The sequence below is a fragment of the Mesorhizobium sp. M4B.F.Ca.ET.058.02.1.1 genome, assembly GCF_003952505.1.
Lineage (GTDB): Bacteria > Pseudomonadota > Alphaproteobacteria > Rhizobiales > Rhizobiaceae > Mesorhizobium.
Genome location: NZ_CP034450.1, coordinates 2206388 through 2228559, shown reverse-complemented (window position 1 = coordinate 2228559; position 22172 = coordinate 2206388). Strand labels below are relative to the sequence as shown.

Annotated in this window: 19 protein-coding genes and 1 tRNA gene; 9 read left to right on the top strand and 11 right to left on the bottom strand. The window is 64.5% G+C overall.

Annotation, left to right across the window (positions count from 1 at the left end):
- The first annotated feature begins 318 nt into the window (after positions 1-318).
- From EJ073_RS11380 to EJ073_RS11365, 4 genes are all read left to right on the top strand, one after another.
- The gene (locus tag EJ073_RS11380) at positions 319-1911 is read left to right on the top strand and encodes a peptide ABC transporter substrate-binding protein (RefSeq protein WP_126055814.1); all 1593 of its coding nucleotides are present in this window, start codon (positions 319-321) and stop codon (positions 1909-1911) included.
- Between the two features lie 175 nt (positions 1912-2086).
- On the top strand, positions 2087-3010 hold the full coding sequence (locus EJ073_RS11375; RefSeq protein ID WP_126055813.1) for an ABC transporter permease subunit: 924 nt from the start codon (positions 2087-2089) through the stop codon (positions 3008-3010).
- Entirely contained in the window at positions 3003-4124 is a 1122-nt protein-coding gene (locus EJ073_RS11370) for an ABC transporter permease subunit (protein WP_126055812.1), read from the top strand. The genes EJ073_RS11375 and EJ073_RS11370 overlap by 8 nt, the downstream gene beginning before the upstream one ends.
- A 1-nt stretch (position 4125) precedes the next feature.
- Positions 4126-5745: an ABC transporter ATP-binding protein gene (locus EJ073_RS11365; RefSeq protein ID WP_126055811.1), complete on the top strand. Its 1620-nt coding sequence runs from the start codon at positions 4126-4128 to the stop codon at positions 5743-5745.
- Positions 5746-5772: 27 nt separating this feature from the next.
- Here EJ073_RS11365 and EJ073_RS11360 read toward each other — a convergent pair whose 3' ends face one another.
- The 3 genes from EJ073_RS11360 to EJ073_RS11350 form a co-directional block, all read right to left on the bottom strand.
- The gene (locus EJ073_RS11360; RefSeq protein ID WP_190233850.1) at positions 5773-6003 is read right to left on the bottom strand and encodes a hypothetical protein; all 231 of its coding nucleotides are present in this window, start codon (positions 6001-6003) and stop codon (positions 5773-5775) included.
- A gap of 217 nt (positions 6004-6220) precedes the next feature.
- A tRNA-Pro gene (locus EJ073_RS11355) sits at positions 6221-6297 on the bottom strand.
- Positions 6298-6487: 190 nt separating this feature from the next.
- The gene (locus EJ073_RS11350) at positions 6488-7369 is read right to left on the bottom strand and encodes an NmrA/HSCARG family protein (RefSeq protein WP_126055810.1); all 882 of its coding nucleotides are present in this window, start codon (positions 7367-7369) and stop codon (positions 6488-6490) included.
- Between the two features lie 96 nt (positions 7370-7465).
- Between EJ073_RS11350 and EJ073_RS11345 the strand changes: the two genes are divergently transcribed.
- Both EJ073_RS11345 and EJ073_RS11340 read left to right on the top strand, forming a co-directional pair.
- On the top strand, positions 7466-8365 hold the full coding sequence (locus EJ073_RS11345; RefSeq protein WP_126055809.1) for a LysR family transcriptional regulator: 900 nt from the start codon (positions 7466-7468) through the stop codon (positions 8363-8365).
- Positions 8366-8410: 45 nt separating this feature from the next.
- Positions 8411-10651 (top strand): AGE family epimerase/isomerase, encoded by a 2241-nt coding sequence (locus EJ073_RS11340; protein ID WP_126055808.1) that lies wholly within the window; start codon positions 8411-8413, stop codon positions 10649-10651.
- Positions 10652-10831: 180 nt separating this feature from the next.
- Here the strand turns inward: EJ073_RS11340 and betB are convergent, their stop codons facing one another.
- Genes betB through betI form a run of 5 tightly spaced genes read right to left on the bottom strand, consistent with a single transcriptional unit; the run spans position 10832 to position 17107 of the window.
- Positions 10832-12295, bottom strand: coding sequence for a betaine-aldehyde dehydrogenase (gene betB / locus EJ073_RS11335; RefSeq protein ID WP_126055807.1), 1464 nt, complete (start codon positions 12293-12295; stop codon positions 10832-10834).
- Between the two features lie 52 nt (positions 12296-12347).
- Positions 12348-14000 (bottom strand): choline dehydrogenase, encoded by a 1653-nt coding sequence (gene betA, locus EJ073_RS11330; RefSeq protein WP_126055806.1) that lies wholly within the window; start codon positions 13998-14000, stop codon positions 12348-12350.
- On the bottom strand, positions 13993-14994 hold the full coding sequence (locus EJ073_RS11325; RefSeq protein ID WP_126055805.1) for a threonine/serine dehydratase: 1002 nt from the start codon (positions 14992-14994) through the stop codon (positions 13993-13995). Before EJ073_RS11325 ends, betA begins: the two co-directional genes overlap by 8 nt.
- Positions 14991-16520, bottom strand: coding sequence for a choline-sulfatase (betC, locus tag EJ073_RS11320; protein ID WP_126055804.1), 1530 nt, complete (start codon positions 16518-16520; stop codon positions 14991-14993). Before betC ends, EJ073_RS11325 begins: the two co-directional genes overlap by 4 nt.
- Complete coding sequence (betI, locus tag EJ073_RS11315) at positions 16517-17107, bottom strand: transcriptional regulator BetI (protein WP_126055803.1); 591 nt, start codon at positions 17105-17107, stop codon at positions 16517-16519. The genes betC and betI overlap by 4 nt, the downstream gene beginning before the upstream one ends.
- Positions 17108-17349: 242 nt before the next feature.
- Here betI and EJ073_RS11310 point away from each other — a divergent pair, with 242 nt between their 5' ends.
- Positions 17350-18516 (top strand): acetyl-CoA acetyltransferase, encoded by a 1167-nt coding sequence (locus tag EJ073_RS11310; protein WP_126055802.1) that lies wholly within the window; start codon positions 17350-17352, stop codon positions 18514-18516.
- A gap of 54 nt (positions 18517-18570) precedes the next feature.
- Positions 18571-19575 carry an asparaginase gene (locus EJ073_RS11305; protein WP_126055801.1) on the top strand — a complete coding sequence of 335 codons (1005 nt, stop codon included), beginning with the start codon at positions 18571-18573 and terminating at the stop codon, positions 19573-19575.
- Between the two features lie 2 nt (positions 19576-19577).
- On the opposite strand, the gene EJ073_RS11300 is transcribed toward EJ073_RS11305, so the two are convergent.
- Positions 19578-20954 (bottom strand): TIGR03808 family TAT-translocated repetitive protein, encoded by a 1377-nt coding sequence (locus tag EJ073_RS11300; RefSeq protein WP_126055800.1) that lies wholly within the window; start codon positions 20952-20954, stop codon positions 19578-19580.
- A 103-nt stretch (positions 20955-21057) separates the two neighbouring features.
- On the opposite strand from EJ073_RS11300, the gene greA reads away from it, so the two are divergent.
- Positions 21058-21540, top strand: a complete 483-nt coding sequence (gene greA, locus EJ073_RS11295; RefSeq protein WP_126055799.1) for a transcription elongation factor GreA — start codon at positions 21058-21060, stop codon at positions 21538-21540.
- Here the strand turns inward: greA and EJ073_RS11290 are convergent.
- Both EJ073_RS11290 and EJ073_RS11285 read right to left on the bottom strand, forming a co-directional pair.
- Positions 21537-21926 (bottom strand): type II toxin-antitoxin system death-on-curing family toxin, encoded by a 390-nt coding sequence (locus EJ073_RS11290; protein ID WP_126055798.1) that lies wholly within the window; start codon positions 21924-21926, stop codon positions 21537-21539. The genes greA and EJ073_RS11290 overlap by 4 nt on opposite strands.
- Positions 21923-22144 carry an AbrB/MazE/SpoVT family DNA-binding domain-containing protein gene (locus EJ073_RS11285; RefSeq protein ID WP_126055797.1) on the bottom strand — a complete coding sequence of 74 codons (222 nt, stop codon included), beginning with the start codon at positions 22142-22144 and terminating at the stop codon, positions 21923-21925. The genes EJ073_RS11290 and EJ073_RS11285 overlap by 4 nt, the downstream gene beginning before the upstream one ends.
- Positions 22145-22172 lie beyond the last annotated feature (28 nt).

The window sequence follows — 22172 nt, the reverse complement described above, 5'->3', positions numbered from 1 at the left end:
TTTTGGGTCCTGCAGCATAGTGCGGAGCATGCCAAATCCGCACTGCAAAAACAGAAAACGGATGGAGCAACCGCTAGGTGCAGCAAGTTGAACGTCATGTTTTTGCTTAAGTTGCCGCTGTTTTAGCGATTGCGCGCTAACTTAGCGTCAAGCGTGCACACAGCACGACTCGGTTGAAATCGGATATCTGTCTGTCTAGTGTCCTGCCACCAGCCGCCGGAAGCGATCGGTGGCACGCCCAAAAGCGACCAAAATTGGTTCAGGGGCGTCAACACGTAAAAGGTGTGGCTGAGGGGCCGCGCCGACAGGGAGAACTTCATGCTGAAAAATGTGCTGAAGGCGACGGTGTTCGCCACGACCATGGCCTTGGCCGCGGGCACCTTCTACACGCCGGCTTTCGCCGAGACCGTTTACAACCGCGGATCCGCCGCCGAGGCGGAGACCGTCGATCCGCACAAAACGTCGACGGTCTACGAAGCCGATATCATACGCGACCTGTTCCAGGGCCTGGTCATGCATGACCAGAAGACGAACCTCATCCCGGGCGCCGCGGAAAGCTGGACCGTGTCCGACGACGGCACTGTCTACACCTTCAAGCTGCGCAAGGACGGCCTCTGGTCGGATGGCAGCCCGGTGACGGCGGACGATTTCGTCTATTCGTTCCATCGGCTGGAAGATCCGGCCACCGCTGCCGAATACGCCTCGATGCTCTATCCGGTGAAGGGCGCTGAGGACTTCAACACCAAGAAAGGCAAGGCAGAGGACATGGGCGTGAAGGCGGTGGACGCCAACACGCTGGAAGTGACGCTGAAGGCGCCGACGCCCTATTTCCTGGAGATGCTGACCCACCAGGCGACCTATCCGGTCAACAAGGCCTCCATAGACAAGCTCGGCGCCGACTGGATCAAGCCGGGCAAGCTGGTTTCCAACGGCGCCTATACGCTGGCCGAATGGGTGCCCAACGACCATCTCAAGCTGGTCAAGAATCCGAAATTCTGGGACGCCGGGACCGTCAAAATGGACGTCGTCAACTACATCCCGACTGAGGATCGCTCGTCTGCGATGAAGCGCTTCGAGGCCGGCGAACTCGACAGTTATGGTGACCTGCCGACCGAACAGCTTGCCGATCTCAAGACCAAATTCGGCGACCAGGTCCGCGTTGGTCCATATCTCGGCACCTATTATTACGCGATCAAGACCGACAAGGCGCCGTGGGACAATGTCGAGCTGCGCAACGCCATCTCGATGGCAATCGATCGCGACTTCCTCGCCGAGAAAGTCTGGCAGAACTCGATGCTGCCCGGCTATTCGATGGTGCCTCCGGGCATCGAGGGATACACGCCGGCAGTGGCCAAATACGCCGACATGCCGCAGATCGACCGCGAGGACGCTGCCAAGAAGATCCTCGAGAAACTCGGCTACACGCCCGAGCATCCGTTGAAGATGGAGATCCGCTACAACACCTCGGAGAACCACAAGAACACGGCGGTCGCCATCCAGGAGCAGCTGAAGCCGCTCGGCGTCGAGGTGACGCTGCTCAACACCGACACCAAGACCCATTACGGCTTCCTCGAGCAGAAGGGTAACTACGACGTCGCCCGCGCCGCCTGGATCGCCGACTATAAGGATCCGGAGACCTTCCTCGGCATCTCGCGCAAGGCGAGCGGCAACAACTACTCCAACTACAACAGCCCGGCCTATGAGGCTGCGATGGACAAGGCAGCCGCCGCCGGCGGCAAGCCCGAGGAACGCATGAAGGAGCTGGCCGAGGCGGAGCGCGTCCTCGTCGACGACGTTGGCCAGATCCCGCTTCTCTACTACAGCTTCCACGACATCGTTTCCTCGAAGCTGCATGGCTTCGACGACAATGTGATGGACATCCATCCGTCCCGCTTCATCTCCAAGGACTGACAAGAAACCTTGGCCGTGCCGCCGCTCCCATTTTGGGCAGCGGCGGCCGCGGTCTGTCGTCGTACCGGGCCGAAAGTCGGGTTGGATTTTCGGGAATGCCGGTGCGAAGATCAGATACGCCAGCGTTATGGGTCTTCGTTTGGAGAGCTGTCACCCTGGCTGAAGCGGGGCGCCGATGCTGCGTTATGTCTTCCGGCGGTTGTTGACCGCCATCCCGACGCTATTCGTCATCGTGACGGTGGCGTTCTTCCTGATCCGTGTCGCGCCGGGCGGCCCGTTCAACCAGGAGCGGGGCCTGAGTCCGGAAATAAGGGCCAATCTGGAAGCGCAGTTCGGCCTGGGCGATCCGCTCTGGCTGCAATATGTCCACTATCTCGGTAATCTTTTGCGCGGCAATTTCGGCCCGAGCTACAATATGCCGGATTTCACCGTCACCGAACTGTTCGCCAAGGGGCTGCCTATCTCGGTCCAGCTCGGTTCCTCGGCGCTGCTGCTGGCCTTGCTGCTCGGCAGCGTGCTCGGCACCGTCGCCGCGCTCAACCAGAACAAGCTTGGCGACTATGCCGTGATCGCGCTGGCGACGGCCGGCAGCACGATTCCAACTTTCGTCATCGCGCCGGTGATCCAGCTCCTGTTCGGCCTGACCTGGAAGCTCTTGCCGATCGGCGGCTGGGGCGACGGCGCCCTGATCAACAAGGTCGGCCCGGTGCTGACACTGGCGCTGCCGCAGATCGCGATCGTCGCCCGGCTGATGCGCGGCTCGATGATCGAGAGCTTGCGGTCCCATCACATCCGCACCGCCCGCGCGCTCGGCCTGTCCGACTGGTCGGTGGTGGTCAAGCATGCGCTTCGCGGCGCGATCCTGCCGATCGTCTCCTTCACCGGCCCGGCGGCGGCGGCGCTGCTCACCGGCTCCGTCATCGTCGAGACCATCTTTTCCATTCCGGGCGTCGGCCGCTACTTCGTCGATGCCGCTCTGAACCGCGACTACACGCTGGTCATGGGAACGGTGGTGGTGATCGCCATCTTCACCATCGTCTTCAACCTGATCGTCGATGTCATGTACGCGGTCGTCGACCCAAGGGTGCGCTATGACTGATATCGCAGCCCCGGCCCCGGCCGTCGTTGGCCGCTCGCTCTGGGGCGATGCCTGGGCGCGCCTCAAGGCCAACCGCGCCGCCATGTTCAGCCTCTATTATCTTGCCTTCATTGCGCTGATCAGCGTGTTTGGCCCATCCCTGGTGCCGCACGAATACACCACGATCTATGGCGACTATGTGCGCACGCCGCCGAGCCTTTCGGCCTATCCGAAGCCCGACATGATCCAGACCGCGCTTACCGACGCCATCAAGCGGATGCGCGTCGACATCAAGGAATGGCACCAGGACGGCAGCCGCGTCATCGTCACCGTCACCTCGACCAAGCCGATCGACGACCGCAACATCCGCTATCTCGACCGCTCAGACGCTTTCGACGGCACCAAGATCGAGAGCAAGTCGCCGGATGGTCTCGAAGCGACGATGAGCGCGTCGATCAAGCAGCAGTATTTCCTGTTTGGCACCGACAACACCGGGCGCGATCTGCTGTCGCGCACGCTGATGGCCGGGCGCATATCGCTGGCCATCGGCCTGCTTGCCGGCGTCGTGGCGGTGGTGATCGGCGTGCTCTATGGCGCTGCGGCCGGCTTTGCCGGCGGCAGGGTCGACGAGGTGATGATGCGCATCGTCGACGTGCTCTATTCGCTGCCCTTCATCTTCTTCGTCATCATGCTGGTGGTGTTCTTCGGCCGCAACTTCGTGCTGATGTTCCTGGCCGTGGGCGCCGTGCTGTGGCTTGACATGGCGCGCATCGTGCGCGGCCAGGCGCTGTCGATCCGGCGGCAGGAATATGTTCAGGCGGCCGAAGCCATGGGTGTCGGCCAGCGCGGCATCCTGATGCGCCACGTCATCCCCAACCTGCTCGGCCCCGTGGTGATCTACATGACGCTGCTGGTGCCGCAGGTCATCATCCTGGAAAGCTTCCTGTCCTTCCTCGGTCTGGGCGTGCAGGAGCCGATGACCAGCTGGGGTGTGCTGATCTCGGTAGGCGCCAAGAACATCGGTAGCGCCAATTGGCTGCTTCTGTTCCCGGCCTTCTTCCTCGTCTCGACATTGTTCGCGCTGAATTTCGTTGGCGACGGCCTGCGCGACGCGCTCGACCCCAAGGACCGCTGAGATGGCCGCTGCCGAAACGATCCTCGACGTCAAGGACCTTCGCGTCCGCTTCCGCACCCTCGACGGTGCCGTTGAGGCGGTGAAGGGCATCAACATCAACGTCAAGGCCGGCGAGACCGTCGCGGTGGTCGGCGAATCCGGTTCAGGCAAGAGCCAGACGATGATGGCGGCGATGAGCCTGCTCGCCTCCAACGGCGAGGCGACCGGCGCCGTCGACTATCGCGGCCGCAACCTTTTGACGATGAGCAAGAGCGAACTCAACAAGGTGCGCGGCCGCAAGATCAGCATGATCTTCCAGGAGCCGATGACTTCGCTCGATCCGCTCTATTCGATCGGCAACCAGCTGATCGAGCCAATCCGCAGGCATCGCGGGCTGGGTGTCGCGGAGGCCCGCGAAGAGGCGTTGAAGCTGCTGCGACTGGTGCACATTCCCGATCCCGAGCGGCGGATGAAATCCTATCCGCACGAAATGTCGGGCGGCCAGCGCCAGCGCGTCATGATTGCCATGGCGCTCGCCAATGATCCCGACATTTTGATCGCCGACGAGCCGACGACGGCGCTCGACGTCACCATCCAGGCGCAGATCCTGATGCTGCTCGCCGAATTGCAGCGCAAGCTCGGCATGGCCATCGTCTTCATCACCCACGATCTCGGCATCGTCAGGCGCTTCGCCGACCGCGTCTATGTCATGCGCCAGGGCGAGGTGGTGGAGGAGGGCGAGGCGGAGACGCTCTTCGCCAACCCGCAGCACGCCTACACCAAGATGCTGCTGGCCGCCGAGCCGACCGGCTCCAAGGCGCCGCCGCCAGCCGGTGCCCCAGTGATGCTCGAGGGCCGCAATGTCGAAGTGGTGTTCAGGATCGGCGGCGGCTTCCTCGCCGGCGAGCCGCTGATGCTGCGCGCCGTCGACAACATCTCGATCCGCCTGAAGCGCAACCAGACGATCGGCATCGTCGGCGAATCCGGTTCCGGCAAGTCGACCCTCGGCCGCGCGCTGCTCAGGCTGCTGCCCAGCGACGGTCTCATACGTTTTGGCGACCGCGACATCTCCGACGCCGATCGCCAGGCGATGCGGCCGTTGCGGCGCGCGATGCAACTCGTCTTCCAGGACCCGTTCGGCTCGCTGTCGCCGCGCATGACCGTCGGCCAGGTGATCACCGAAGGGCTTTTGGTGCACGAACCGTCGCTCACCGGCAAGCAGCGCGACCAGCGCGCCATCGAGGCGCTGCGCGAAGTCGGGCTCGACCCCAATTCGCGCAACCGCTATCCGCACGAATTCTCCGGCGGCCAGCGCCAGCGCATCGCCATCGCCCGTGCCATGATCCTGAAGCCGAAGCTGGTGGTGCTTGACGAGCCGACCTCGGCGCTCGACCGCTCGGTGCAGAAGCAGATCGTGGAGCTGCTGCGCAAGCTGCAGGCCGACCACGAACTGTCCTACCTGTTCATCAGCCACGACCTCGCCGTGGTCCGCGCCATGGCCGACTACATCATCGTCATGAAGCAGGGCAAGATCGTCGAGGAAGGGCCGACGGAGGCGATCTTCAGCAATCCGCAGGCCGGCTACACCCAGACACTGATGAACGCCGCGATCGATACGGCGCGCTTCCGGATGAGCGCGTGATCTGAAACGTCACCTGTCAGAGGCAAATCATTGCGTGGACGCGCACTGACGCTTTCGCGCCGTGACTATCGCCTGCTGCTGTTGCTGCAGTCGTTCGATTTTGGCCGTTTCGCGATTGGCCACGACCGTTTTCACACGCTCGCCGCCCAGCAGCCAGTTCGGCACGCTGGTATTGGCGACCTTGCCGCGTGCGATGGCGGTTTGCGAGATCTCGGTGGCGGTGTCGCCGAGCGCGACGTTGAGTTCCGGGCAGCTCATGCGGTCGTATTTGCCCGGATTGATCGAAGCAACGGTCGAGGAGCGAGTCAGCCGTCCGCCAGCCGCACGCCTGTCGAACTTGGGTAGGGCGCCATTAGGTCAAAGCGAGAGCCTGTTGTCGAGCACAATGGAAGGCCAGAAGCCGTTCCGCTCGATTTGAGGCGCGGATGGGTGATTCGGGAGCAGGAGGCAACAAACATCTAAGTGTTTGTTTTTCTGGTCGGAGTGGCAGGATTTGAACCTGCGACCCCATCGTCCCGAACGATGTGCGCTACCAGACTGCGCTACACTCCGTGACCAGACCGCGGGCTTATAGCCGCCGCTTTTCGATACTGCAAGCGCCAATGGCAGCACCTCTGTCGCATTTCGTCACATTCGCCGCGGGCTGTTGAAATCTTCAGGTTGGCTCAGCGGTTTACGGCACCAGATGGACAAGCGGACCCGCGCTAAGGATTCGCTGATCCGCTTGCCGAAGCCCGGTGTTTCAGGCCGACGATGGATCGAGCACGCTCCAGTCGAGCGCACGCGCCCAATCGGCAAAGCTGTGCCAGCGGACCTCCCGGAAATCCTTGTGCAGGGCAGCGATGTCGACATCGTAGCCGACCCGGTCGAACCATTCGAACATAAGGGCCGCATCCTCACTTTGCTGACGGGCGATGGCGATCGGGATCTCTTGGTAGCAGATCGGGCGGCCTATCGCCTGCGACAGCACTTTCGCCTGCTCTTCGCCGGAGAGTTCGTCGCCAGCGAAATCGAAGCGCTTGCCGAACACCCGCTCGCGCCGCTCGGCGAGCGCAGCGACGAAGGCGCCGATATCAGCCAGCGCGACCAGCTGCAGCGGGCGCTTGGCGGGCACCGCAGAGGCATGCGCGCCCTGGGCCAGCGCGCCGAGCGACCAGGGTGCCGCGAAATTCTCCATGAAGGCGACCGGGGCGCTGATCGTATAGGGGATGCCGAGCCGCTCGATGTGCTGCTCGACCAGATATTTGCTTTCGAAATGCGGGATGCCGGTCTTCTTGTTGGCGTCGGCGACGGACGAATAGACGAGATGCCCGACGCCGGCAGACTTGGCCGCATCGGCGGCAAGGATCCCCTGGCGGGTCTCTTCCTCCATGCCGGCCTCGGTCATGGTGCCCATCAGGAACATCGTGTCGACGCCGCGAGCGGCCTCGATGATGGACGCAGCATCGAAGAGATCGCCGGCCACGATTTCGGCCCCGGCCGCCGCCAGCTGCCGTGCGGCCTTGCCGTCCGGCGAGCGCGTCAATGCCTTGACGCTGTGGCCCTTGGCAAGAAGGGCGCGTGCGACGGCGCCGCCTTGCTGGCCGGTGGCACCGGTCACCAGAATGTCTCTTTTGGTGGTCATCTGTTTGCTCCTTGTTTCCATAGAGCAAAGTTAGAGTTTGCATCATTGATGCATAATTGCCTATAAATGGAAAATTTTGTCCCATTCTAGGATACAATGATCGACCTCAACGACATTGTGGTCTTTGCCCGCGTTGTGGAAGCCGGCAGCTTCACCGCCGCCGCGCGCCTGCTCGCCATGCCCAAAACCACGGTCAGCCGCCGCATTGCCGCGCTTGAGCGGGAGGTCGGCGTCCGCCTGCTGCAGCGCACGACGCGCAGCCTCAACATGACAGATGCGGGGCGTCTCTATTACGAGCAGAGCAGCCAGGCGCTGCGGGCGATCGAGCAGGCCAATCTGCGCCTTGCCGAAGCGAGCGCGGAGCCATCGGGCACGATCCGCATCTCGGCGCCCGTCGGCTTCGGCGCCTATTTCCTCAACCGTGCCGTGGTCGACTTTCTCGAGATCTATCCGAAGACCAAGGTCGAGCTCCGCCTGACCGACGACAAGCTCAACCTGGTCGAGGACGGGATCGATCTCGCCTTCCGCACCGGGGTGCTTCAGGATTCGACACTGATCGCCCGCAAGCTCGGCTCGACGCACAGGCAGCTCTGCGCCAGCCCGGACTATCTCGCGCGCCATGGAGCGCCGGAAGCGTCGGCGGACTTGGCGCACCATCAATGCGTCATTGCGGGCCCCTCGGCGGCCGGCGCCCACTGGGTGCTGGACGGACCGCAGGGCCAGGAGACGGTCACGGTCTCCGGGCGCTTCGCCGCCAACGAGATGCAGGCGGTCGTCGCCGCCGCGATCGCCGGCTATGGCATCGCCCAACTGCCCTATGGAATAGCGGAAGCACTGATCGGCGAGGGCCGGTTGCGCCGGGTGCTGAAGGAGCATACCACCCCGGCCGGCGGCCTCTATGTCCTCTATCCCAGCAGCCGCCACCTTTCGCCTCTGGTCAAGGCCTTCGTCGATCTGGCGACCGAGCGGATTTCGAATCGGGTAAACAGTGCTTAAAGCTGTACGTTGCTCGACAAAACAACTTATGAGTGTGAGACATAAATGAGCCAGCGCATCGTCAGTTTCGTCATGAGCGGCGGCGTCGGCTCGCGGCTCTGGCCGCTGTCGCGCGAGGACAATCCCAAGCAGTTCCACGATTTTTCCGGCGACGGCTCGATGCTGGCCAAGACCTTGCGCCGGCTGGCGGCGAGGCCCACCGGCGAAACACCGATCTTCCTGATCGCCTCCGAGCGCCATGCCGAGCGCGTCCATGTCGACCTCGCCGGGCTCGACCTCGCCGGCGGCGGCCCGCTTTTCGAGCCGGCCGGCCGCAACACCGCGGCCGCTGTCGCACTCGCCACATTGCGCACGCTCGCCGAATTTGGCGACAGCCTGATGCTGGTAGTGCCGTCCGATCACCAGATTTCAACCGCCAAGCAGTTCTGGCGCAGCGTCGAAGCCGGAGCGGAGGCGGCGAGCGCCGGTCGTCTAGTGGTGTTCGGCATCAAGCCGACCCAGCCCGAGACCGGCTATGGCTATATCGAAGTCGCCGCTGACACCGACGGCATCTTCGATGTCTCGCGCTTCGTCGAGAAGCCCGACCTCGCCACCGCGCAAGCCTATGTCGAAGCCGGAACCTTCTACTGGAATACCGGCATCTTCCTGTTCCGCGCTGGCGCCATGCGTGACGCCTTCGCGGCGTTCCAGCCCGGCATCTGGCAGGCCACCGAAGCCGCCTACAATGCGGCGACATCGGATCTTTCCGGCCTCTATATGCCGCTCGATCTCTATTCCGCCATTCCCTCGACCTCGATCGACTACGCCATCATGGAGCGGGCCAAGGGCATCGCCATGGTGCCGGCGGGTTTCCGCTGGAACGACCTCGGCTCCTGGCAGTCGCTGCTCGACGTCGGCCCTTCAGACAAGGACGGCAATGTGATCGTCGGCGATGTCGTCGCCATCGATTGCGAAAACTCCTACATCCGCGGCGAGGGCCGGTTGCTTTCGGCCATCGGCATGAGGGACGTCGCCATCGTCTCGACCGCCGACGCTACCTTCGTGGCACCCGTCAGCCACAGCCAGCACGTCAAGAAGATCGTCGAGCAGCTGGAGAAGTCGGGCCGGCTGGAAACGAGGTTCACGCCGGCGCATGATCGCGTCATCGAAAGTGGCGCCTGGCGACAGCGCGTGCATCACTGGCTGTTCGACGAGACGCTGCCGCTGTGGTCGACGTCGGGCGTCGACGAGCGTCATGGTGGCTTCCATGAGGCGCTCGGCTTCGACGGCTCGCCGCTGATGAAGCCGAAGCGCATGCGCACCCAGGCCCGCCAGGTCTATGCCTTCGCGGTGGCCAGGGAGCGCGGCTGGACCGGCCCGGCCGACCGGCTGATCGCCCATGGCATCGATTTCATGGCCGGCAAGGGCCGCACCGCAAGGGGCGGCTGGGTGCGCACGCTCAACATCGACGGCTCGGTCGCCGACCCGGCCGAGGACGCCTACGACCATTCCTGCGTGCTGCTGGCGCTGGCGCACGCCCATATATCGGGCCATCCCGATGCCTTGCGGCTCGGCGAGGAGACTTTCGCCTTCCTCGACGCCCATCTCGAGGACAGCCGCATGACCGGCTTCCTCGAAACATCCGATGGCGCGGGCGAGCGGCGCACCAACCCGCATATGCACCTGCTCGAAGCCTTCCTCGCCTGGCACCAGGCGACCGGCGAGCGCGCCTATCTGCGGCGCGCGGCGCAGATCATCGATCTCTTCCGCAGCCACTTCTTCGACTCTGAAAGCTGGACGCTCGGCGAATATTTCGACGACGGCTGGAAACCGGTGGCCGGCGAGAAGGGCAGCTGGACCGAGCCCGGCCATCATTTCGAATGGGCCTCGCTGCTCGTCGATTTCGCCGGCCGCAGCGGCCAGACCGAGCTCACCGCCTTCGCCCGCAAGCTCTACGCCTCCGCTGTCGCCAACGGCCTCAATCGCGCCACCGGCCTTTCCTACGGCGCCGTCTCCAGGCAGGGCCTGCCGCTCGACCTGGTGTCGCGCAGTTGGCCGCAGGCCGAAGCTGTCAAGGCGGCGATCGCGCTGGATGGCACCGGCGGGCCGGACCTCAAGCCCGAGATCGAGGCGCGTGTCGGCAGGCTGTTCCGCTGGCACATCGATCCGGCGCCGCTGGGCTTGTGGATCGACCGCATCGACGAGCGCGGCCGCTCGCTGGCGACCGACGTGCCGGCCAGCATATTCTATCACCTCGTCTGCGCGCTGACGCAGTATCTGGATGGAACGGCCGGGGAGGGAGGCTGAAGCCGCCAATCTCCCCCTCGAGGGGGAGATGGCCGGCAGGCCAGAGGGGGTCGGTTCGACTGGACGCGACCTTCCTTTGCGACAGGATAAGGCTAGCGCCCCACGCGCGGCGACCCCCTCTGTCGCCTTCGGCGACATCTCCCCTCAAGGGGGAGATTAGGCGTGCCTCGCGCCAGCCCCTCAATATGGGCTCGCCACGTCCCCCGTCTCGACATAAACCGCCTTCAACTGCGAGTAGAGGGCCAGCGCGGCAAGCGAGTTCTCGCGCCCGATGCCCGACTGCTTGACGCCGCCGAAGGGGATTTCCACCGGCGTCAGATTGTAGGCGTTGATCCAGCAGGTGCCGGCCTGCAGTTCGGCGATGACGCGGTGGGCGCGCGGCAGGTCGCGGGTGAAGACGCCGGCGGCGAGGCCGAATTCGGTGTCGTTGGCGCGCTCGATGACCTCGTCCTCGCCGTCGAACTTCAATACGCTCATCACCGGCCCGAATATCTCTTCGCGGGCGATGCGCATCGTATCGGTGACGCCGGTGAACACCGTCGGCTCGACGAAATAGCCGCCCTGAAAACCCTGCAAAGACGGCACGTTGCCGCCGCAGGCGAGGGCAGCGCCCTCCTGCCTGCCGGCCGCGATGTAGGAGACGACCTTCTCCTGCTGCGCCTTGTTGACCAGCGGTCCCATCTGGGTTTCGGGATCCAGTGGATCGCCGATGCGGATCTTCTTGGTGCGCTCGACCAGCCGGTCGACGAAGCGGTCATGGATGCCCTTCTGCACGAACACGCGCGTGCCGTTGGAGCAGATCTGACCGGTCGAGTAAAAGTTGCCGAGCATGGCGCCGCCGATGGCGTTTTCGAGATCGGCGTCGTCGAAGACGATCAGCGGCGACTTGCCGCCGAGTTCCATCGTCGCGTGCTTCATCTTCGAGCCGGCGAGCGAGAGCACCTTGCGCCCGGTCGGCACCGATCCGGTCACCGAAACTTTGGCGACGACATCATGGCCGACGAGACCTGCGCCGACATCGCCATAGCCCTGCACGACGTTGAACAGCCCGTCGGGCAGACCGGCCTCTGAGTAGATCTCGGCCAGCGCCAGCGCCGACAGCGGCGTGTTCTCCGACGGTTTGAACACCATGGCGTTGCCCATGGCGAGCGCCGGCGCCGACTTCCAGCCGGCGATCTGGATCGGATAGTTCCAGGCGCCGATGCCGACGCACACGCCGAGCGCCTCGCGCCTTGTGTAGGCAAACGGTCCGCCGAGATCGACCGCCTCGCCGTTGAAGGCGGCGACCGCGCCGCCGAAATATTCCAGGCAGTCGGCGGCCGAGGGCGCGTCCGCCACCAGCGTCTCCTGGATCGCCTTGCCGGTATCGAGCGTCTCGATGCGCGCGAGATCCGCAGTGCGTGTGCGAAGAATGTCGGCTGCGCGGCGCAGGATGCGCCCGCGCTCGACCGGTTTCAGCCGCGCCCAGGCCGGCTGCGCGGCGCGCGCGGCCTCGATGGCCAGCTCCAGCACGTTCGGCGTCGCCGAATGCAGCGTGGCGATGGTCTCGCCCGTCGCCGGATAGATCACCGGCAGCGGCGCGCCGCCCTCGTCCTCGATGTAGCGGCCGTTGACATAGTGCGATGCCGTGGGCTGGGCGCGCATGGTGTTCTCCATTGATGGTCGCTGGGCGGGAGGGCGCCAGCCTGACAATGCCCTATCGATCCGCCACCTGCCAGCGCGGATTGATCCAGGGTTCCTGGTTGGACGGCGCCAAAGGCGTGCGGCCGAGGATGTGATCGGAGGCCTTCTCGCCGGTCATGATCGACGGCGCATTGAGGTTGCCATTGGTCACCCGCGGGAAGACCGAGGAATCGGCGACGCGCAGGCCCTCGACCCCGATCACCCGGCATTCCGGATCGACGACGCTCATGAGGTCGTCGGCGCGGCCCATCTTGCAGGTGCCGCAAGGGTGGTAGGCGCTCTCGGCGTGATCCCTGATGAAGGCGTCGAGGTCTTCGTCCGACTGCACATGGCTGCCGGGCGATATCTCCTTGCCGCGAAAGCTGTCGAATGCCTTCTGGCCAAAAATCTCGCGCGTCAGCCGGATGCAGTGGCGGAACTCCGTCCAGTCGTCCGGATGCGACATGTAGTTGAAGCGGATCACCGGCTTCGCTTTCGCATCGGGCGAGCGCAGCGTCACCGAGCCGCGCGACTTCGAACGCATCGGTCCGACATGCGCCTGGAATCCGTGCGACTTCGCCGCCGCTTTGCCGTCATAGCGCACCGCCGCCGGGATGAAGTGGTACTGTATATCAGGGTAGTCGACACCGGCCTGCGAGCGCACGAAGGCCGCCGCCTCGAAATGGTTGGTGGCGCCGAGGCCGGTCCTGAAGAACAGCCACTGCGCCCCGATCAACGCCTTGGAGAACGGGTTGAGCACCGAATTCAGCGTGATCGGCTTGGTCGATTCCTGCTGGATGTAGAGCTCCATATGGTCCTGCAGATTACGGCCGACGCCGGGCCTGTCGGCCACCACGGCTATGCCGTTTTCCTGCAGATGCGCGCCCGGGCCGATGCCGGACAGCATCAGGATCTTCGGCGAATTGATCGACGAGGCCGCAACGATCACCTCACGTCGCGCCTTAACAACCTGAATCTGTTTGTTAGCTTCGATCTCGACCCCGGTGGCGCGTTGATTCTCGATGACCACGCGGCGGGCGAAGCCTTTGACCAAAGTGACGTTTTTGCGTTTCAGAGCCGGCTTCAGATAGGCATTCGCCGCCGACCAGCGGCGGCCGCCCAAAATCGTCTGCTCCATCGGGCCGAAGCCTTCCTGCTTCGATCCGTTGTAGTCGTCGGTCAGTTCGAAGCCGGCCTGGCGGCCGGCCTCGACGAAGGCGCCGTAGAGCGGATTCTTGCGCGTGCCGCGCTGCACATACAGCGGGCCGCTTTTGCCGCGCCAGCCATCCTCGCCGCCGTCGGCATCCTCCATGCGCTTGAAGTAGGGAAGCACGTCGGCGAAGCCCCAGCCGGTCGCGCCCTGTTCGGCCCAGTGGTCGAAGTCGCGCGCATGGCCGCGCACATAGACCATGCCGTTGATCGAGGACGAGCCGCCGATCACCTTGCCGCGCGGGGTGGCGAGCACGCGGCCGCCGAGATGCGGTTCCGGCTCGCTGGCGAAACCCCAGTCGTAGAGGCTCATGTTGAGCGGGATCGACAGCGCCGACGGCATCTGGATCAGCGGCCCGATGTCTGTGCCGCCGAACTCGATGACGATCACCGAGTGCTTGCCGTCTTCCGACAGCCTGTAGGCCATGGCCGAGCCGGCGGAGCCGGAGCCGATGATGACGAAATCCGCTTCAAGCATTGTTCATATGCGCCATGAAATCGGCGAGCGAGACATTGCCGCCGGTAGCCACAACAAGGACGGTCTTTCCCGCCACGTTCACCTTGCCCCCAAGCAGCGCCGCCAGCGACGCCGCGCCCGACGGTTCCAGCACCAGCTTCATCCGCTCGAACGCGATCTTCATCGCTCGCCGCACCGAGGTGTCGTCGACGGTGACGCCACGCACGCCGGCCGCGCTCACCGCCGCGAAGGGTGCTTCGCCTGGCTTCCTCGCCATGAGCCCGTCGCAGATCGATTTCGGCCCGATCGGCATCGTCTCGATGGCGCCATGGGCCAGTGAGGAACCCATGCCGTTGAAGCCTTCCGGCTCGACCGCGATGACCTCGGTCTTCGGCGACTGGTAATGGAAGGCGAGCGACACGCCGCCGATCAGCCCACCGCCGCCAACCGAGCAGAACACCAGGTCGGCATGCGCGTCCTTCGCCGCCAACTGGTCGAGCGCCTCCAGCCCGGCGCCGGCCTGGCCGGCGACGATCTCGGGGTCGTCGAAGGGATGCAGCAGCGTGAGTCCCTCGGTCTCGGCAATCTCGCGCGCCTTGGCGGCCGCCACTTCCTCACGGGCGCGATCGCCATGGTCGGTGAGCACGACGCGCGCGGCGTAGCCGGCGGTGGCGTCACGCTTGGCGACCGGCGCATCGATCGGCATAACGATGGTGACGGGAATGCCGAGCGCCTGGCCGGCCGCCGCCAGCCCCTGCGCGAAATTGCCGGACGAACAGGCGACGACGCCTTTCTTTGCCGCATCCGACGAAAGCTGTTTCAGCCGCCAATAGGCGCCGCGCACCTTGAAAGAGCCGGCCCATTGCAGCGACTCCGGCTTGACGAAAACGCGTGCGGCCCCCGTCTCCATCGCGAGTGCTGCCGACTCCAGCAGCGGCGTCACCTGCGTTGCCGTCGAGGTGACGGCATAGGCCTTCTTGAGATGATCGAGTGAGGGGACGAGTGTTGTCATCATTCGCCTCGCGGGTACCGCTTGTTCTCTTCGAGATTGTCGAGGTTCATGTGGTTGCGCATATAGCGCTCCGACGCCTTCTGCAGCGGCTGGAAATCCCACGGGTAGTAGGCGCCGTTGCGCAGCGCCGGATAGACGACCCAGCGGCGCGCCTGGCTTTCACGCACGGCGGCGTCGAAGGCGGCCATGTCCCAGCGCGCCCGGACCTTGTCCATGAACGCGGCCACCAGGCCCGCGTTGGCGGGGTCGTCGGCGAGGTTGTCGCGCTCGAGCGGATCGGCTCCGAGATCGAACAGCTGTGGCGGGTCGAGCTCGCAATGGACGAACTTGTATTTGCCGTCGCGGATCGCCACCAGCGGCGCGTAGGAGCCCTCGGCCGCGTACTCGATCAATGCCGGCGCGGCGCGCTGCCCGCCATTGGCAAGCGGCAGCAGCGACTGGCCGTCGGTCCATGGCGCGATCGCGCTCATATCGATGCCGGCGAGGTCGCACAGTGTCGGCGTCACGTCGAGGTTGGAGACCGGCGCCTCGATCAGCCCGGCCGGCACGCCCTTGCCGGCAATCATCAGCGGCACCCGCGCCGAGCCCTCGAAGAAGCTCATCTTGAACCACAGGCCGCGCTCGCCCAGCATGTCGCCGTGATCCGAGCAGAACAGGATGGTGGTGTCGTCCAGCATCCGTGTCCGCTTGAGAACGTCCAGCAGCTCGCCGAGCTTGTCGTCGACATAGGAAATGTTGGCGAAATAGCCGCGCCGCGAACGGCGCACCTGCTCAGCAGTGATCTCGAAAGCGGAATAGTCGCTGGCGCGGTAGAGCCGCTGCGAATGCGGGTCCTGCTCGTCATGCGCGATGAACCCGGTTTCGGGATCCAGCGCCTGGCAATTCTCGTAGAGATCCCAATACTGCTTGCGCGCGACGTAGGGGTCGTGCGGGTGCGACAGCGAAACGGTCAGGCACCACGGCCGGCGGTCCGCATCGTCCTGCTCCCGCGACAACTGATAGAGCTTTTGCGTGGCCAGGAAGACGACCTCGTCATCATACTCCATCTGGTTGGTGGTCTCGGCGATGCCGGCGCCGGTGACCGAGCCCAGATTATGGTACCACCAGTCGATGCGCTCGCCGGGCTTGCGGTAGTCCGGCGTCCAGCCGAAATCGGCGGGATAGATGTCGGTGGTCAACCTTTCCTCGAAGCCGTGCAACTGGTCCGGTCCGACGAAATGCATCTTGCCCGACAGGCAGGTATAGTAGCCGGCGGCGCGCAGATGATGGGCGAAGGTCGGGATCGAAGAGGCGAATTCCGCCGCATTGTCGTAGACCCCGGTGCGCGACGGCAGCTGCCCGCTCATGAACGAGGCGCGGCCGGGCGCGCAGAGCGGCGAGGCAGTGTAATTGTTGGCGAAGCGCGCCGAGCGCTGGGCGAGCGCCTTCAGATGCGGCACATCCAGGAACTCCGCCGGCCCGTCGGGGAACAGCGTTCCGTTGAGCTGATCGACCATGACGATCAGGAAATTGGGCCGTCCGGTCGTCAAGGCAGGCTCCGTCCGCTGAGCTTGGTTTCGAGATAATCTTCGACGAGCGCGATGGCCGTCGCCGCGTCCGGCACGCCGTCCTTCAGCGCGCGCCGGATATAGAGCCCGTCGATCATCGCCGCCGTGGCTTCGGCGACGCGATCCGCCTGGCGTCTGGACAGGATGCCGGTCAGCCCGCTCATCAGGTTCGAGTGCAGCCGCCTTGCATAGACCTTGAGCAGGCGCCGCAAAGCCGATGACTTCTGCGCCTCGACATAGAAGGCAAGCCATGCGGCGATGGTCTCGGGCTGGAACTGGTCGTCGGAGAAGCTGACGGCGACCACGGCCGAGACGCGCTGGCGCGCCGTGCCGGTGGCGCGAAGTGCGCGCCTTGTATCGGTGTTGAGCTCCGCCAGTATGTGCCGCATCGTCGCGAACAAAAGCTCGTCCTTGGCGCCGAAATAGTGGTGCGCCAACGCCGACGACACGCCGGCGCGGCCAGCGATCTCCGACATCGTCACGTCCAGCGAGCCGCGCTCGCCGATCGCAGAGATCGTCGCGTCGATGAGCGCCTTGCGGCGCAAGGGTTCCATTCCGATTTTCGGCATTCTGGGATCCGGGCTCAAAGCGAGATTATTTTTTATTGACGGATCAATCAACAAAAAATCGATGCCGGGATCAACCGATCGTGCGGCTCTGGCCCATCCCATTGGCTGGAAAAAAGTTCACAGTTGAACAATATTGAATCTCATGTCGCGACAGGACGTGCTAGCGTGGGTGGAGGTTCAGGTCAGGCCGGCATTACCTGAAGATCCACACACGCCAGGCTGCGCGGCAAATGGAGGCTGTTATGACCGCATGCATCGTCGGCTGGGCGCATTCGCGCTTCGGCAAGCTCGAGGGCGAGACGCTCGAGGGTCTGATCACCAAGGTTGCCGTGGAGGCGCTCGACCATGCCGGCATCGGCCCGGACGATGTCGACGAGATCGTGCTCGGCCATTTCAATGCCGGCTTCTCGCCGCAGGATTTCACCGCGAGCCTGGTCCTGCAGGCCGACGACCGGCTGCGCTTCAAGCCGGCGACGCGGGTCGAGAACGCCTGCGCCACCGGCTCCGCCGCTGTCAGGCAAGGCATCCGCGCCATCGACGCCAATGCCGCCCGCATCGTACTGGTGGTCGGCGCCGAGCAGATGACGACCACGCCCGGCCCCGAGATCGGCAAGAACCTGCTCAAGGCCTCCTATCTGCCGGAGGACGGCGACACGCCGGCCGGCTTTGCCGGGGTCTTCGGCAAGATCGCGCAGGCCTATTTCCAGCGCTATGGCGACCAGTCGGATGCGCTCGCCATGATCGCCGCCAAGAACCATAAGAACGGCGTCGACAATCCCTATGCGCAGATGCGCAAGGATTTCGGCTACGAGTTCTGCCGCCAAGAGAGCGAGAAGAACCCATTCGTCGCCGGCCCGCTGAAGCGCACCGATTGCTCGCTGGTCTCCGATGGTGCCGCGGCGCTCGTGCTCACCGACACCGCGACGGCACTGAGGATGCGCCGCGCCGTGACCTTCCGCGCCAACGAGCACGTCCAGGACTTCCTGCCGATGTCGAAGCGCGACATCCTCGCCTTCGAGGGCTGCGAGCAAGCCTGGAACCAGGCGCTGAAGAAGGCCGGCGTGACATTGGACGACCTCTCCTTCGTCGAGACGCATGACTGCTTCACCATCGCCGAACTGATCGAGTATGAGGCTATGGGCCTAGCCAGACCCGGCGAGGGCGCGAAGCTGGCGCTTGACGGCACGACAGCTAGGGACGGCCGCCTGCCGGTCAACCCCTCCGGCGGCCTGAAGGCCAAGGGCCACCCGATCGGTGCCACCGGCGTGTCGATGCATGTGCTGACCGCCATGCAGCTCACCGGCGAGGCCGGCGGCATCCAGGTGCCGGGCGCCAAGCTCGGCGGCATCTTCAACATGGGCGGCGCTGCCGTTGCCAACTACGTTTCCATTCTCGACCGGATCAGGTAGAAGCGGCCCGCATTTAAAGCGGCGCGCTCTGGGCGCGCGCGTGCGGGAGGCAGCATGGCAAATCCGGTTCTGGTCGAGGTTCTGCGCGGCGCGGTGGTCGAGAGTGCCCATCGCGGCGCGGTCGCTGTCTTCGACGCCGACGGCAAGCCGTTGCTGGAGATCGGCGACACGGCGCGTCCGGTGTTTCCGCGCTCGGCTGTGAAGGCGATCCAGGCGCTGCCGCTAGTCGAAAGCGGTACGGCCGACGCCTATGGCTTCGGCGACCGAGAACTGGCGCTGGCCTGCGCCTCGCATTCCGGCGAGCCGGCGCATGTCGAACTGGCGCAAGCGATGCTGGCGAAAGCCGGTCTGGACGGAAGCGCGCTCGAATGCGGCGCGCATTGGCCGTCGAACCATGACACCACCATTGCTCTCGCCCGCACCGGCAGCGTGCCGAATGCGCTACACAACAACTGCTCCGGCAAGCATGCCGGCTTCCTCTGTACCTGCGTGCATTCCGGGATTGCCCACAGGGGCTACGTCAAAGCCGGCCATGCGCAGCAGGAGATGGTGCGCGATGCCATGCAGTCGGTGACGGAGGCTGCCCATGACGTCGACCATTGCGCCACCGACGGCTGCTCGATCCCGACCTATGCCGTGCCGCTGAAAAGCTTCGCGCTGGGTTTTGCCCGCATGGCGACAGGCACCGGCTTTTCGCCGCAGCGCGCCAAAGCGGCGAAGCGGCTTTTGTCGGCGTGCACGGCCGAGCCGTTCCTCGTCGCTGGCACCGGTAAGGCCGATGTCGCGCTGATGCAGGCAGCGCCCGGCCGCATCTTCGTCAAAACCGGCGCCGAGGGCGTCTATTGCGCCGCCATTCCCGAACTCGGCCTCGGCATCGCGCTGAAATGCGATGACGGTGCCGGCAGAGGAGCCGAGGTGATGATCGCCGCCGTGCTGGCCAGGCTGTTGCACGATGACGAGGCGGTTGCCGCCAGGCTCGTCGAACAGGCCAATCCGCCGGTCGAAAGCCGGATCGGCGCCAAGGTCGGGTCGCTAAGGCCGACCGCTGCGCTTGGCTAACGCTAGGAAACGTGGTTGCGCTCGACGGTCAGATGCGCGTAGCCGGCATTGCCTGACTGGGCAAGGTCGGCGGTTGCCGGATCGGCCCAGCGCTGGCCGATGATCGCGCCGTTCAGCGCGTCGTCGATGACATTGTCCGAGATGATCGCCGTTCCTGCGCCCTCGACCACCGAGACGGCAATGCCGGTGCCGACCTTGCGAATGATGTTGCCGGTCGCCACGACATTGCGCAGATACGGACCCCAGCCGATCTGCATGCCGTAAAGCGGCGCGTTCTCGACGACATTGCCCGACACCGTGGTGTCGGCCTCGACGCTGATGCCGACGCCGAAGCCGGGCGCGTCGGCGGGGTAGGGGCCAACCGTCGACAGATTGCGCACGATGTTGTTCGAGCACACACCCATGCGGCCGCCTTCATTGAAATTGACGATCGAAATGCCATTGGCCGCACCGTCGATGATGTTGTTGCCGATGATGGCGCCCTCGAAGGAGAATTCGGAATAGAGCGCCGTCTCACCCGAGCGCGAACAGGTGTTGCCGATGACCTGCAGATTGCTGGAACTGTTGGCGCGGATCGCCGAGAAGGCACAGTCCGAGACGATGTTGCCCGAGATGACGACATTGCCGGCGCGGAAGGCATTGATGCCGTTGCCGTTCTGGCCGGTGCCGCCATTGCGGGCCCTTATGCGCTCGACACGGTTGCCGCTGACGGTGGTGCCGTCTTCCGCTTGCTGCCAGCGGTGCACCAGGATGCCGCCATTGGCGCAGTCGGACACGGTGTTGCCGGAGATCTCAAGCCCGCCGGCCTCGACCGAATAGATGCCGGCGTCCGCCGCGCCGGAAATATCGGAACGCTCAACGCGGCCCGAAACATGTTCCAGCGCCAGCCCGTTCTTGCCGCTGCCGGTAACCTGGCAATTGTCGATGACGAGATGGCCGACGCGGCGGAGATCAAGCAGACCCTGCGCATAGTCAGCCAGCCAGCGGTTCGAGCCGTCGAACACCAGCCCGCTGAGTTCGATATGCTCGGCCTGCTCGGCCATCATCAGATGCCCGTTGCCGCCATAGACGATGCGCGTGGCGCCCGGCACGCCGCTAAGGCGTAGGCGCGCTGGCAGCCTGAGGTTGGACACGACATAGGAGCCCTGCGGCAAAAACACCGGCGCATCGCGCTCGCTGGCGTCATTGAGGAGCTTGGTGAAGGCCTTGCTCTGGTCGTCAAGCGCGCCCGGCTGCACGCCGAGTTCGGTGGCGTTGATCGAACCGCGCATCGAGGCCTTCTCGATGCCGGGCAGGACCTTGGCCGAGGCTTTGCCAGCACAAAGGCCTGCGATGGCAAAGCCGGCGGTCTGGGCGAGCAGCGTTCGTCTGTTCAACATCGGCACAGGTCCTGGCGTTTGCCATCCCTGTCGCAGGAATCGTGCCAGGTCTGCCATCGGACTACGGCTTGTACAGAGGCGGCACCGGGCCTAAGTTCATTGGATGAGCAGAGCTTTTACCCGCGAAGAAGACAGCGAAAACGCCATCGCCGGCATCGGCGAGCGTCCGATCAGCCCGCATCGCAACCTGGTGACGGAGCGCGGCCTGGCCATGATCGATCAGGAACTCGAAGGTCTGCGCGACGAATTGGGCAAGGCCGAGAGACGAGCGGACCGCGAGCGCATTGCGGTCGTGTCGCGCGACCTGCGCTACTGGACCGCCAGGCGCGAGAGCGCCGAGCTTTCCGTGCCGGAGCCGGGTAGCGAAGTGGTGCGCTTCGGCATGGGTGTGACGCTGGAAGGCGATGACGGCAAGAAGGTGCATTGGAAGATCGTCGGTGAGGACGAGGCCGACCCGTCAAAGGGCAGCATTTCCCATGTCTCGCCGATGGCCATCGCGCTGTTCGGCAAGAAGCTTGGCGATGTCGCGAGCGTCAACGGCAAGGAGTGGGAGATCACGAAGCTCTCGGACAAGGCCGAAAGCTAGTCCTCGAGCTTGACCACATGGTCGCGGAAGAATGCCGCGGCGCCTTCCTCGTTGATCTCGCCCGCCGCAACCCCCATCACGAATTCGTAGATCGTACCGTCGTCGGCTGTAAGGCCGTAGCCATTGATGATTAGGAACGCGCCGGCCGCCACCATGGCAGTGCGCTTGTTGCCATCGACAAACGCGTGGTTCCCGGCAATGCCGAAGATGTAGGCCGCCGCCAGTTCCTCGATCGACGGATCACCATAGTTGGCCTTGTTCTCGGCACGGGCGAGCGCGGATTCGAGCGCATTCTCGTCTCTCAAACCCTGCGCGCCGCCATTTCGGCGCGACTGCTCGGCGTGCATCGCTTCGACGGCGCGACGCGACAGAAACTCCCAGCTCATTCGGCGAGCTTCTGAAGCGCGACCTTGTACTTGTCCATGACCTTGCGGGCGGCTTCCATCTGCCGCTCGAAGCTGTCGTCCACTGGTTCAAGGACAATGCCCTTGTCCGTTTCAACGATCTGGAGCTGATCGCCCGCCTTCATGTTCAGGCGGTCGAGGAGTTCCTTCGGCAGGATAACGCCTTCGGAATTGCCGATCTTGCGAATGGTGGTGTTCATGACAGATGCCTTGTTGTAACGTGAATTA

Bases quoted from the DNA above. Each gene is read 5' to 3' on its own strand.
- EJ073_RS11380 (WP_126055814.1), top strand. From the start codon at position 319: ATGCTGAAAAATGTGCTGAAGGCGACGGTGTTCGCCACGACCATGGCC.
- EJ073_RS11375 (WP_126055813.1), top strand. From the start codon at position 2,087: ATGCTGCGTTATGTCTTCCGGCGGTTGTTGACCGCCATCCCGACGCTA.
- EJ073_RS11370 (WP_126055812.1), top strand. From the start codon at position 3,003: ATGACTGATATCGCAGCCCCGGCCCCGGCCGTCGTTGGCCGCTCGCTC.
- EJ073_RS11365 (WP_126055811.1), top strand. From the start codon at position 4,126: ATGGCCGCTGCCGAAACGATCCTCGACGTCAAGGACCTTCGCGTCCGC.
- EJ073_RS11360 (WP_190233850.1), bottom strand. From the start codon at position 6,003: ATGAGCTGCCCGGAACTCAACGTCGCGCTCGGCGACACCGCCACCGAG.
- EJ073_RS11350 (WP_126055810.1), bottom strand. From the start codon at position 7,369: ATGACCACCAAAAGAGACATTCTGGTGACCGGTGCCACCGGCCAGCAA.
- EJ073_RS11345 (WP_126055809.1), top strand. From the start codon at position 7,466: ATGATCGACCTCAACGACATTGTGGTCTTTGCCCGCGTTGTGGAAGCC.
- EJ073_RS11340 (WP_126055808.1), top strand. From the start codon at position 8,411: ATGAGCCAGCGCATCGTCAGTTTCGTCATGAGCGGCGGCGTCGGCTCG.
- betB (WP_126055807.1), bottom strand. From the start codon at position 12,295: ATGCGCGCCCAGCCCACGGCATCGCACTATGTCAACGGCCGCTACATC.
- betA (WP_126055806.1), bottom strand. From the start codon at position 14,000: ATGCTTGAAGCGGATTTCGTCATCATCGGCTCCGGCTCCGCCGGCTCG.
- EJ073_RS11325 (WP_126055805.1), bottom strand. From the start codon at position 14,994: ATGATGACAACACTCGTCCCCTCACTCGATCATCTCAAGAAGGCCTAT.
- betI (WP_126055803.1), bottom strand. From the start codon at position 17,107: ATGCCGAAAATCGGAATGGAACCCTTGCGCCGCAAGGCGCTCATCGAC.
- EJ073_RS11310 (WP_126055802.1), top strand. From the start codon at position 17,350: ATGACCGCATGCATCGTCGGCTGGGCGCATTCGCGCTTCGGCAAGCTC.
- EJ073_RS11305 (WP_126055801.1), top strand. From the start codon at position 18,571: ATGGCAAATCCGGTTCTGGTCGAGGTTCTGCGCGGCGCGGTGGTCGAG.
- EJ073_RS11300 (WP_126055800.1), bottom strand. From the start codon at position 20,954: ATGTTGAACAGACGAACGCTGCTCGCCCAGACCGCCGGCTTTGCCATC.
- greA (WP_126055799.1), top strand. From the start codon at position 21,058: ATGAGCAGAGCTTTTACCCGCGAAGAAGACAGCGAAAACGCCATCGCC.
- EJ073_RS11290 (WP_126055798.1), bottom strand. From the start codon at position 21,926: ATGAGCTGGGAGTTTCTGTCGCGTCGCGCCGTCGAAGCGATGCACGCC.
- EJ073_RS11285 (WP_126055797.1), bottom strand. From the start codon at position 22,144: ATGAACACCACCATTCGCAAGATCGGCAATTCCGAAGGCGTTATCCTG.